Annotated in this window: 14 protein-coding genes and 2 pseudogenes; 3 read left to right on the plus strand and 13 right to left on the minus strand. The window is 68.3% G+C overall.

Annotated elements, in window-relative coordinates:
• Positions 1 to 250: 250 nt before the first annotated feature.
• The 9 genes and pseudogenes from C6N31_RS41460 to C6N31_RS41495 all read right to left on the minus strand — a co-directional run bounded on the left by C6N31_RS41460 (position 251) and on the right by C6N31_RS41495 (position 6,513).
• The gene (locus tag C6N31_RS41460; protein WP_138359177.1) at positions 251 to 1,627 is read right to left on the minus strand and encodes an IS1380 family transposase; all 1,377 of its coding nucleotides are present in this window, start codon (positions 1,625 to 1,627) and stop codon (positions 251 to 253) included.
• Positions 1,628 to 1,982: 355 nt separating this feature from the next.
• Positions 1,983 to 2,225, minus strand: a complete 243-nt coding sequence (locus tag C6N31_RS45410; protein ID WP_138359187.1) for an HNH endonuclease — start codon at positions 2,223 to 2,225, stop codon at positions 1,983 to 1,985.
• Between the two features lie 68 nt (positions 2,226 to 2,293).
• Positions 2,294 to 4,120, minus strand: coding sequence for an IS4 family transposase (locus C6N31_RS41470; protein WP_138359175.1), 1,827 nt, complete (start codon positions 4,118 to 4,120; stop codon positions 2,294 to 2,296).
• 12 nt (positions 4,121 to 4,132) lie between these two features.
• Positions 4,133 to 4,681, minus strand: coding sequence for a hypothetical protein (locus C6N31_RS41475; RefSeq protein WP_138359173.1), 549 nt, complete (start codon positions 4,679 to 4,681; stop codon positions 4,133 to 4,135).
• Positions 4,682 to 4,781: 100 nt separating this feature from the next.
• Positions 4,782 to 4,937 (minus strand): DUF6131 family protein, encoded by a 156-nt coding sequence (locus tag C6N31_RS41480; protein WP_198359552.1) that lies wholly within the window; start codon positions 4,935 to 4,937, stop codon positions 4,782 to 4,784.
• Positions 4,938 to 5,337: 400 nt separating this feature from the next.
• Positions 5,338 to 5,544, minus strand: coding sequence for a YegP family protein (locus C6N31_RS41485; protein ID WP_187145212.1), 207 nt, complete (start codon positions 5,542 to 5,544; stop codon positions 5,338 to 5,340).
• 81 nt (positions 5,545 to 5,625) lie between these two features.
• A complete protein-coding gene (locus C6N31_RS41490) occupies positions 5,626 to 6,012 on the minus strand; it encodes an STAS domain-containing protein (RefSeq protein WP_187145211.1) in 387 nt (128 codons plus the stop codon).
• A 49-nt stretch (positions 6,013 to 6,061) separates the two neighbouring features.
• Positions 6,062 to 6,232: pseudogene (locus tag C6N31_RS44820) on the minus strand (helix-turn-helix domain-containing protein); the annotation flags it as partial.
• Entirely contained in the window at positions 6,190 to 6,513 is a 324-nt protein-coding gene (locus C6N31_RS41495; protein WP_306665080.1) for a hypothetical protein, read from the minus strand. The gene C6N31_RS41495 and the pseudogene C6N31_RS44820, both read right to left, overlap by 43 nt.
• A 139-nt stretch (positions 6,514 to 6,652) precedes the next feature.
• On the opposite strand from C6N31_RS41495, the gene C6N31_RS41500 reads away from it, so the two are divergent.
• Together C6N31_RS41500 and C6N31_RS41505 are read left to right on the plus strand one after the other, a co-directional pair.
• Positions 6,653 to 7,516 (plus strand): SigB/SigF/SigG family RNA polymerase sigma factor, encoded by an 864-nt coding sequence (locus C6N31_RS41500; RefSeq protein ID WP_138359167.1) that lies wholly within the window; start codon positions 6,653 to 6,655, stop codon positions 7,514 to 7,516.
• A gap of 493 nt (positions 7,517 to 8,009) precedes the next feature.
• The gene (locus C6N31_RS41505) at positions 8,010 to 8,411 is read left to right on the plus strand and encodes a DUF6479 family protein (RefSeq protein WP_187145377.1); all 402 of its coding nucleotides are present in this window, start codon (positions 8,010 to 8,012) and stop codon (positions 8,409 to 8,411) included.
• A 65-nt stretch (positions 8,412 to 8,476) separates the two neighbouring features.
• Here C6N31_RS41505 and C6N31_RS45415 read toward each other — a convergent pair whose 3' ends face one another.
• The 4 genes from C6N31_RS45415 to C6N31_RS41520 all read right to left on the minus strand — a co-directional run bounded on the left by C6N31_RS45415 (position 8,477) and on the right by C6N31_RS41520 (position 10,242).
• Positions 8,477 to 9,082, minus strand: a complete 606-nt coding sequence (locus tag C6N31_RS45415; protein WP_307811607.1) for an ATP-dependent DNA ligase — start codon at positions 9,080 to 9,082, stop codon at positions 8,477 to 8,479.
• The gene (locus C6N31_RS44825; protein ID WP_232486303.1) at positions 9,028 to 9,405 is read right to left on the minus strand and encodes an ATP-dependent DNA ligase; all 378 of its coding nucleotides are present in this window, start codon (positions 9,403 to 9,405) and stop codon (positions 9,028 to 9,030) included. Before C6N31_RS44825 ends, C6N31_RS45415 begins: the two co-directional genes overlap by 55 nt.
• Positions 9,406 to 9,607: 202 nt before the next feature.
• Positions 9,608 to 9,976: a PIN domain-containing protein gene (locus C6N31_RS41515; protein WP_138359185.1), complete on the minus strand. Its 369-nt coding sequence runs from the start codon at positions 9,974 to 9,976 to the stop codon at positions 9,608 to 9,610.
• Positions 9,977 to 9,984: 8 nt separating this feature from the next.
• Positions 9,985 to 10,242: a hypothetical protein gene (locus C6N31_RS41520; protein WP_138359165.1), complete on the minus strand. Its 258-nt coding sequence runs from the start codon at positions 10,240 to 10,242 to the stop codon at positions 9,985 to 9,987.
• 304 nt (positions 10,243 to 10,546) lie between these two features.
• Here C6N31_RS41520 and C6N31_RS41525 point away from each other — a divergent pair.
• Positions 10,547 to 10,813, plus strand: a pseudogene (locus C6N31_RS41525) (ASCH domain-containing protein); the annotation flags it as partial.
• Between the last annotated feature and the right edge of the window lie 87 nt (positions 10,814 to 10,900).

A 10,900-nucleotide genomic window follows, 5' to 3' on the forward strand; every position in this document is an offset into this window, starting at 1 on the left:
GCCAAACCCTGGATCTGGGGCAGACCCGCCCCACCCACCCGACACCTACGCCGACACTACGTCTACTGCCTTTGAGGAATTCAGCACTAGCCTCGATCTTTCGTGACGGTCCGTCGGTTTCTCGGCGGGCCGTTTCGGTGTTGTGGGCTGGTCGTGGGTAGGCCGGTGGCCCGGCTGTCGCGTCGGGTGGGCCCCGGGTTCCACGGCTCCGGTGGGGTAGTGAGGCTGTTGGGACGGATAACTCTGCTGGTCAGCCGGGGTTCGGGAGAGCGTCGAGCCGCTGGACCGCGCCTGTGATCACGTCGCTCCAGGGCCAGTGACCGCCGAACCGGAGGTGTCGGCGGCGGGCAGTGGTGACGATCTGGGCGGCAGCGGAGAACAGCCGGAGCCGGAGCCGGCGGGGTTCCCAGAGCCGGGGTTTGCCGGTCAGGGCGAGCATCGGCAGCCAGGCCAGCAGGTCGAGCGCGAGCTGGACGATCTCCAGCCAGATCTGGTTCTGCGCGGTGTCATGCAGGGGAAGGTTGCGCAGGCCGGTGGCGCGGGCGGCCCGGATGCGGTCCTCGGCACGTGCTCGCTGGCGGTGTCGCAGTTCGAGTGTGGCGATCGGGACGCCGGTGGTGTTGGCGGCGAACGCGGTGAGCCGTAGTCCGTCGGCGTCGGTGATGCGCAACTGGGCGCCAGGGTGGGGCCGTTCCTTGCGGACGATCAGCCGCATCCCCTGGGGCCAGCCCGCCAGTACGTCGCCGGCGAGTTCAGCCACCCAGGCACCGTCGCGGATCTCGCCGTCCGGTTCGACGGCGGGTGTCCAGGCCGAGGCGGGGACCTTCAGCACGGCCTGGTGGATGGCGCCGGTGATGGTCATCCCGACCGAGTAGGACAGCCACCGGCCCTGTTTTGTGAGCCAGGCGACGAACTCGTGGGTGCCGCCGGCGGAGTCGGTTCGGACCAGCGTCTGACGTCCCCGCCGGTACTTCTTTGGCAGCTGGGCCAGAGCGAGTTGGGTGGCCTCGATGTGGTCGGCGGCGGTGTTGCTGCCCGCGTTGCCGGGCCGCAGCATGGCAGCCACCGGCTCCCCGGTGCCATCGCGTCCGTGGTCGACGAAGCCCATCAGCGGGTGGTGTCCGTAGGTCTTCTTCCAGGTCGCGGCAGCGTCTTGCTTGTCTGAGTGAGCCAGCACCAGCACTCCGTCCAGGTCCACGATCACCTGTCCGGTGGTGTCCGGCGACGAGGTCCCGGCCAGCTTCCAGACGTGTTCGCGGACCGTGGCCCGTGCTGACCGGATCGCTGTCAGAGCCTTCGGGCCGGCAGCGGCGAGGCTGTCGATGAGGCGGGAGACAGTCGGGTCGGAGGCCACCGGGCCGAACACGGCCGGCTCGGCCCGCAGCATCCCGACATCAGCCAGGCAGTCCCCGCCAAGCGCGACCGCGAGGGCCACGTCCAGCAGGATCTTGCCTGGATCGTGCACCGCCCGAAGCTTTCGCCATGGTGCGAGCGCCGTCGATATCGACGTGTCCAGCCCGATCTTGCGGATGGTCTCGACCAGCAGAACGCCACCGGCCTGGGAGACCACTGCCCGGCCACCGCCCTCGACGCGGACACGCGGGTAGGACCCGATACGCTTCTTCACCTGAGGAGTGCTTCTTTCCACGCGACGACCTGGACCCTAGACAAGTCCCATCGTTCCTGGTCAGGAGCACTCTTCGCGTTTCCGATCACACCTCGGACACCCACCCACATGAAAGCCCGAGGCTAGTCCCCACAGCATCATGGCCAGGATCGTGAGCGTCATCGCCACGAGCAGCCACGCCATGGCCCGGGCGGCGCGCAGCCCATAGCCGGACACTGCCCAGTAGGTCAGAAGGAGACGGCGTTCGGCTCGCGGGGTCTGGGGGTCGTGGCGGCGCATCTGTCGGGTAGGCCCCGTCCCTCTCGGGACGAGGCCCCCCTCAGAACCGTGCGTGCCACTCGTCGCGGCACACGGCTCAAGCAGACCCCTCGGGCAGCACATGATTCTGCGTTTGACCGTAGTCATGGGAGGCGTGATGCCTCCGGTGACAGTCGGAGTGGACCAAGGCTTGGTTGGACGCTTGATCTGACCCGCCGCGTGAGCGGTAGATCAGATGATGCTTGTGAACCGTCCGGTAGCTGGCGTGGAACCAGTTGGCCCAGTCGCGGACTGAGTCCGGTTCGTACGTCGCTCCGTCGATCAGGTCAAGTCCGCACAGCGGACAGAGCCCCTTCTGCCTGGCTGCGGGGCCTTAACCCAAGGCCGGGTAGTTAGCGTTTTCGCAGGTCACGCAAGGGAAGTTGGTGACCATGTCGTGGCGGCGTAGAGGCCGGGGCCGAGCTTGTGGATGAGGCCGCTGGTGGCCCAGCGGTTCAGTTGTCTGTACATGGTCTCCAGGGTGACGTCGCCGAAGTGAGCCGCAATGTCGCGGGGTTGCCACAGCCGAGTGGGGTCTTCCTGGAGCAGGGTCAGAATTCGGTGTCGGCGGCGCTTGTCGGGGGCGGTGTGCCGATCGTCCCGGGAGGCGGTGGGCAGCGCGGGCTGCTGATCGGTGGGTTCGAGGATGGTGACGTCGAGGTGGGTGACGGTGCGGCTCGCGCCGGGTCTGCCGTCGTCGCGTCGCTCGCTGTACCGGGACATCGGCGATTTGACCTTGCGGGTGCTGACCCGTTGCCGCCTCGGCGGGAGGACGGCGCCCAGAATCCGACGGCCGATGAGCCCGACCGCCCCGACATGTGCGGGGATGACATCGGCGGCCTGGACGACCTGGTCACGGGCGGTCTGGACGGCGACAGTGAAGCAGCAGCGGTCCGGGTCGGTCCCGGTCCGGGACTCTGCGGCGTCGACCATGACGGTCCGCAGCACTTGGTAGAGCGTGAGCAGGGCCCACATCTCCTGCTCAACGCCGGCCGGGTCACCTGAGCGCAGAAGACGACCTTTCATGAGGGTGTGGCGGAGCGCGTAGTACGCCGATTCGTGTTCCCACCGCTGGTGGTAGAGGGCCGCAAGTGCGGCGGCGGGGTAGCGACGGGCGTCGGTCAGGGTCGTCACCAGCCGGTAGGAGCCGGTGAAGATTGTGCCGTCCGCGCAGGTCACCGAGATCTGCGCGTCGACGATCCGCACGCTCACGGTGCCGATCACCGACAGGTACGAGCCGTCCGCGAGACGGGCCAGAACCGGGGTGCGTCGGTTGCTGCGGAGTCGGCCCAGCACCTGGGCGCGGGTTGCGACGGCCTGGGAGAGGAAGTCGTTCCCGTCGAAGCCCTTGTCCCACAGCACCAGCATGTCAGGTGTCAGCAGGTGCAACAGACGTGATGCGTATCGGGTTTCCCCCTCGGCGGTCGGTCCGAACACTGCGCCGATCAGGGCCCGTGTCCCGGTCTCGACCAGCGTCATCAACTCCAGCGTCGGATAGCCGTGATGCGAGGTTCTCCCCAGCCAGGCCCGGTTCCGGTCGGAGTCCGCGACCCTCTGTGAGCTGCAGCCGTCGAAGGACACGGTCCGAAACGGCCCGAACCGCACGCCCGGCGTCGTTGGCCGGGCCAGCGGCCCGGCCAGCACCTCGAACAACGCCCGGACCGGCGCACTGCCCAGTCTCCGGCGCAGGTCACGTAACGCCTTCGCGGTCGGACAGGCCACCGGCATCCCGGTCAGGCCGGCTGTCAGTTTGTCCCAGACGAGCCGATAACCGACCTCGGGGAACAAGCACATTGCGAGCAGGAAGTAGATCCCGACGCGCGAGGGCAGATCACGCAGCCGCCGTTGCACCGTCCTCGTCTCGGACAAGACCGCGTCAACCAGCTCGAACGGCACGATCGCCGTCAGTTCTCCCAGATGACCGGGTGCGAACCGGCCCGCGGCCACCGTGACCGTTCGGGTGATGGTCTCTATCGACGGCGGCAGGACACCATGACCAGGCAACGGAGCTCCTTCGGCAACAAGCTGTCTTGGACGACTGCCTGTACCAACGAGCTCCGTTGCACTACGTCGAGAAACCTTCCAGGCACTTGCGTGACCTGCGAAAACGCTAACTACCCGGCCTTGGGGAAAGCCCCAGCTTCTCACCTCGTCCGAATACCGTCCGCCGTGCGCTTGCTTGCCCGTGCGGTACATGCCAGAGCGGGCTCAAGCGCGCTGCTCGCCCGGCGGCTCTGCGTCGCTCAGCAGGTCGTCGAACAGGACGCGGTAATGGACCATCGCGCCCCGCAGTTCCTCGGTGGTCGCCTGCCGCCCGGTCAGCGCCTTGATTGCATGGGCAGCGCGGTAGTGCTCCAGCGTGCGCCCGTGTTCAACCGACAGATCCTCCAGCTGCTGCTCGTATCCCTCAGTCGGGTAGCCACGCTCCCTCATGAGCCTGGCAACCAGCTGGTCCGCTTCGCCCACGGCTTCCTCCGGTGTGTCCAGGAAGCGCGTCTGCACACTGGTCCAGCCCTGGGCGTATTGCTGTCGGGTCGTCGACGGGAGCGGCTTGATGTCAAGGTCGTCATGCCGCTGCTCCCTCGCGCGCAAGTCACGCTCGGCGGCCATTCGGCTGCCTTCGGCTTCAACAACGCGGTCGTATTCCGCGCCGAAGCGCTCCCGCAGTTGCCGGCGTCGGATCATCATCCACACACCGATCGCCAAGGCGATCAGCACGACCGCGACGATGATCGCAATGAGGATTCCTGTGGACATCGAGGGCCTCCCTGTGACGCCGACGTTCCGTCTGAAACGGCGGTGCCGTCCGTCTCCTGGTCAACGCACAGGTTTCACCTGTGCCCGGGGGCGCACCGGGCTACCAGTAGTGCCGCCGCCCGGCGACCGCGTGGCCCATAGAGCCCAGGAGCCACAAGACCACTCCGACGACGACCAGGATGATCCCGATAGTCCACACGATGGAAATGCTGGCCAGGAAACCGATGACAAGCAGAATTACTCCGAGGACGATCACGGTGCACTCCGTTCTCGCGCGAACGCTCTCCCCCTCACTACTGTGATCCTCACCCCACCCTGCGGCAACCGCCCGCACCGGCCGATGGGACGCCGTGTCCGGGTCGCCCGGGCCATCATGGACAGCCCGGCCGCCCGGCCGATGCAACGGGCGACTCCCCATAGGCCCGCGCACCGCTGGGTCCGGCGCCTACGTCGGGGATCCTGCTGATCGGGATCTTTGCCTGGCCGACGTCGCCCGCACCCTGCCCCCAGTTCGGCCGGCTGCTGAGCGCGCTATCCGGGGACCGACAGCACAGCCCACCACACTTGTCCGCCGCGCCACCGCATGTCCGGCTGGTCCGCGGCGAACCCGGCATCGCGGCGCTCGCTTATGAGAGCCGCATGGCACGGATGAGGCGTTACTGTTCCGGGCCGGCCGTGTTGTCGGTGACATCCTGGATGGGGGCCTGGGCGGCGTTGCGTTGGATGTAGTCGATGACGTTGCGGATGCTCGACTGCTTGTTGAGCCCCTCATCACTGACCGCGATGATCTCGCCCAGGTCGGTCCGGTAGCGAAACCGCCACAGCTCGGCGCTGTCCTGGTAGATCTCGAACCCACCGGTCACCGCGACCACCTGCTTCCTGCGTTACGACAGCCACCCGCACCGTATGACCCGCAGCACCACCCGCCACGGCGGCGCGCCCGGTCAGAGAGCCGCGGCGCTCGGGTCTGGGGGGAGCAGCAGGACGGCCTCGGTGATGCCGCCCGGAGTCAAGGTCAGGGCCTGGTCGGCGCCGATGATCTGCATGGTGCGCAGGAACTGGGCGCCGGGAGCCGCCAAAATCAGGGACCCGTCGCGGTCGTTCAGGTCCAGTCGCACGCCCAGGATGTAGCTCAAACCGCGTGAGTCGCAGAACGTGATCCCGCTACATTCCAGGATCAGCCGGTGCCGCCCGGGCGTCATCGCAGCGGCGATGCCGGCGGCCAGAAGGGGCTCGGTGTCCAGGTCCAGCTCGCCGGCCAGGGCCAGGACGGCGAGGTCAGTCCGGGGGTGGGCGATCTGATCTATCTGCAGCCGCGGTAGGGAAGGCATGCTCCCCATCATCTCCAGGCACGGGGGTTCTGCCCACCCCGGGGGAATGTCGGCGAGGGTTGCCGCGTCCCCGCAAACAGGCGCCGGCCTCGGTCAAGGCCCGGTGGACGAAGCCGTAGGAGCGTCCGGTGGCGGTAGCCAGTGCGCGAATCGAGCCACCCCGGCCGTAGGCGGCCTTCAGATCGGTGCCGCACGCGGCCCGGTCGGCCGCGCTGAGCCGCCTGCGGGGCGCGCCGGCCGCGACTTAGTCAGCACGGCCAGGAAATCGGGGTCCGCGTCGGTCATGGCCGGGCCGCCGGGGCAGCGCTCCACGTGTCCGGTCCGTGACCGCGCCACTACCGCCGGGTCCCGCAGGGCTTCGCGGTCCAGGCCGGCCAGTGCCAGGAACTCCCGCAGGTCTTCGAGCACCACCGCCCTTCCGACCAGTTCTCCGTCCACGGTCACCCGGCGCTCCCCGTCCAGCCAGGGGTGCACCACCACACGAGCCTGCCGATCATCCATCCCCCCAGCCTGCCACCGGCCCCTGCCGGCCGCGCCCCGTAACGCAGCGGGCGCCATTACGACGACGACCCGAATGACTAGTGTCAAATGGGGTGAAATATTGCTTATCGGGCAGGAATGCTGGTCTGGAGGCCGGAACATGGGGGCACGTGCAACCACGGACCGGGGCGCCCGCGCCGACGGGTGTTGCCCGTCGGCAGTGCTCCCCTGGATCGAGGACGCGGCAAAGGTCCCCCCGCAGCAAGCCCGGCAGCTGTCGAAGGCGTTCCTGGCTCGCCTGCGGCAGGTCCCGCCAGGCAGCGCGGAGTACCGCTACGCCCGCGACACGCTGGTGGTGCTGAACATTTCCCTGGTCCGCTACGTCGCCGGACGGTACGCGAACCGGGCCGACCTGAGCGAGGACATCCGCCAAGTGGGGACGGTCGGCCTGATCAAAGCCATCGACCGCTTTGACCTGGAACGGCAGGTGGAATTCACCACCTTCGCCATCCCCTACATCAGCGGCGAGATCAAACGCTACTTCCGCGACACCGCCTGGGCCGTGCGCGTCCCCCGCAGCCTGCAAGAGCGCCGCATCATCCTCCTCAAGGCCCGCGAGGCCCTGCACACCGACCTCGGCCGCCCACCCACCACCGCCGAAGTCGCCCAGCACACCGGCCTGAGCACCGCCGAAGTCCACCAGGGCGTCCTGGCCACTGCTGGTTACACCGCCGAATCCCTCGACGTTCCGGCCGCCCACGACGACACCGGCACCAGCAGGCACACCCTCGCCGAGCGAATCGGCGCAACCGACCCCGGCCTGGACCTGGTCGAGACACTCCTCGACCTCAAACCCCTCCTGGCCGCCCTGAGCAACCGCGAACGCACCCTCCTTCACATGCGCTTCGCAAAGAACATGACCCAAACCGAGATCGGCGCCGTCCTCGGCTGCTCCCAGATGCACATCTCCCGCCTCCTATCCCGCACCCTAGCCACCCTGCGCACCGGGCTCCTCAGCGCGTGAACTCCCGCGCGCCCACCGGCCGCAACCCCCTGCTCACCGGTATCGTCGCCATCCGGGCCGCCGTCATAGGCGCCTTTCCACAACGCGGTGTGGCGCCGACCTGCCTGTCCCACGCCACGCCGCCCCTGGCTGCCGGGGCGGGCGTCGCCCGTCGCTGGCACCCTCCCCGGCAGCCCACACCCGAACGAGTGATAGCCCCAGGACGCCCGGCGGGTGGACATGGACACTCCCCACGGCCCGTACCCGCAGAGTGGCCTGTCGACCCACTATTAGTCCGGGCTGCGGAGTCGGCGGGCCATGAAGCGCACCAGCGACAGGTTCATCTCGATCAGCGCCACCCGAACCTGTAGGTACTGATCGCTGCCTTCCTCCAGGATCCGTAGCAAGGCGAACGACTGTTGGGTGCCTCCGCGCCCCGGGCCGGCAAAGCCTCACCGCAGTGGCGGGACCGCGCAGCTGCGTGGGGCGCGAACCGGAGAGTATTTTGTCGTGTATGAGAGCAAATGCTGTCGGGTTCCGCGAGCTGGCCGTGACCCATGACTTCCTGGTGGGGATCGCGCCCTTGACCATCGGTGTCGTCATGGTGGCCCTGCTCATCGCAGCGGTCGCCTACGGCATGCGGCTGCGCCGCCGCAAGCCGCCGCCCCCAGCCGGGCCGCAGCTGCGCTCTGGCTCTTGGCAGACCCGGGATGAACTCGGCCAGCCCACTCCGCCCGATCATGGCCCGGGCCATCAAGACCGCGGTCCAGCCGGTGACCCCTACACCCGGGACGTCCATACAACGCACCCCGACGAGAGCCGTGACAACGCCACGACCGGCCAAGGCGACAGCCCGGCCTCGCCGGGGGCGGGGGCGGGGGCGGGGGACGAGCCTGGCCCGTCTGACGGGCGCTAACCAGCGCAGTACCTCGACACCGGGCAGATCTTCCGGAAGAGCGGCGCGTGGGGCGAGGTCGGATCTCACCCGTAGCCAGCGCACGGGATGCCTCCACTGCCCTGACGAATCCAGCGAGACGTCCGCAGAGCCACCTCGGCGACCAGCAGCGGCTCCACCAACTCCGCGACCAGGCTCTTTTTACTGCGCCAGCCGGCCGAGAACGACCACCCCGTCCACGGGTGCTCCCCCGCAGTCCGGCTGAGCTGATCGGCCAGGGCCCGTCTCAACTTCTGTGCCAGCACCGTGCTGCGGCCGACCGTACTGCAACCGTCCGGCGGTATCGAATCGCCCCAACAACACCGTGGTGGGCCCCGACAGTGAGCCGCTGACCGCACCCACGATCGCCTCCGTACTGGCCGGGAACGGTACTTCTGCCATCGGCGCTCGCCCGGCAAATAGCGCTGGGTCAGGCGCTTGAAGGTGAGCCCCTCCATACCCACCGCCGACCAGGACAGCCACTCTGCCGCAACCTGCGGATCGGTCGTCGACGGGCACAACGCCCAGGGCGGCCCCAGCTCGCAGTCCGCGAAGAGACGCTCCAATGCTGCGCGGCGCTCGGCGTACGGGCGGCTCGTCAGATCGGTGGCGCCATGACGCAGGAGATCGAACGCCACGAATGGGCCGGCCACTGCGCGGCCAACGCGGCAGCTCCTGCAGCGGTGCGGTTTAGTCGGCCTTGCAGTCGCTCGAACGCCAGCCGCCCGTCCTCCCAGACGATCAGCTCGCCGTCCAACGCGACATCCGCGGGCAGCGCGGATGCGGCGGCGGTGATCTCCGGAAGGGCCGTCGTCATGAGGGTGCCGCGTCGCGACCGGATCACGACATGCCCGTCCGCGTAGTGGGCCACCGGCGCCCGATACCCTTCCCACTTCGGCTCGGCTGCATAGTTCACCGGCAGACTAGAGCTCATCACGGGGGCGGCGAGTATCGGCTCGGGCAGCGTCCAGTCCATGAAGCCGATGCCTACCACCGTCAGCCTCGGACTACTGACGCCTCACCATACGGCCCCGGACGCGAGTGCATCACTACTCACACGAGTCGCATGCCCATGGTGCAGACAGCCCAAGATCACCCCGACGACGATCATAGCGCTCATCTAGTTGATCGATATCTTCGGCATCGCGACCCCAGCTCAGGGCGGATGATCAACAGCGTCAGGGGGTGAGATCAAGCACGCGAACAGGCTGCCCCTCCCAGCGGTTCGCCGCCGTGGTGGCCACGATCGCGCCGTCCGGCCGGTCCGGCGTGGGCTGTGCCGTGTACTGCGCGTGGGCGGCGGCCCACGTCTCCTGTTGCGCCACGGCCAGCGCGGCGGACAGGTCCAGGTCCAGCACCGTGATGCCGGGCAGAGCCGCGATGTGCTCGGCTGTCCCCGGTCGGGTGCGGTCGGCTTCGACCAAGGCGCAGGCCGGAGCGTACAGGAACCAGCCCGGTTCGGTGTGGGCCCGGTGGATCAGCCGGGAGGCCAGGATGTTGCCCTGGCCGGCGGCCGTCATGGCGGTGTCGTCCAGGACGATGTGCATCGCGTCGCTCACCGGGCGGTCACCTGTGCCAGGCGGCGGTCCAGCTCACGGTCCAGATCCTGCTCATCGCTCGCAGTCGGGGCGTACCCATTCCACTCCTGCAGCGCGATGCGGGCCTGCTCGGCACGCTCGGCACGCTCCTGCGGGGTGAGCAGCGTCTCTGCGAGGCGGGCCAGGTAGGCGCGCAGCGACAGGCCCTCGCTCGCCGCGATCGCGGCGAGCCGGTCCTTGGCTTCCTTGGGAATGCGGACATTTGCGTCAGACACTCGGACTCCTTCCATCCCCACCAGCATATGGGTACGGGTACGTACCCATCTACTCTCTTCGTGTGGTCGGTGCCTGCGGGTCCGGTGGCGGCCGGCAGTGAGGGATCACGCTTTCGGGCGCGGCTTCGGCCGGCCGGCTCCCGCGAAGCGGTTCGTGGCCCAATGCGGTGGCGACCGGCCGCTCTTGTGCGTTCGGGAGCCAGACGGTCGGGCGTTCTCCAGGCCCGACACACGAGGCTCGGGGGCGAGTAGCGTTGATCCACCGCACCAGGCAGGGGGTACCGACAATGTCGACGGCGCCCAGGTAGTCGATCCCACTGACCGTCCGGTCGCCGTCATCGAGGTGACCAGCGTGCGCGTCCTGCCATTGGCGCAAGTAGACCTCGCCCATGCGATGGACGAAGGCGAGGGTCACACGACCGTGGCCGAGTGGCGCGGCGGCCATGAGCGTTTTTGGCACGGCCCGGAGATGCGGGCCGCGTTGGGCGATGCCACATTCACCGTGAACGACGCCACGCTGGTGGTCCTTGAGCGCTTCCGCCTCGTCACCGACCTTCGGCTCGCCAATTGACCATGTGCCTATCGCTCACCACGTCGAAATGAGCGCATAAGAGCTTGCAGATCATTAACACGTCGTCTTGATCTTGGTTGCGGGCTC

This window comes from Streptomyces fildesensis, assembly GCF_016107395.1.
GTDB classification, from domain to species: Bacteria; Actinomycetota; Actinomycetes; order Streptomycetales; family Streptomycetaceae; genus Actinacidiphila; species Actinacidiphila fildesensis.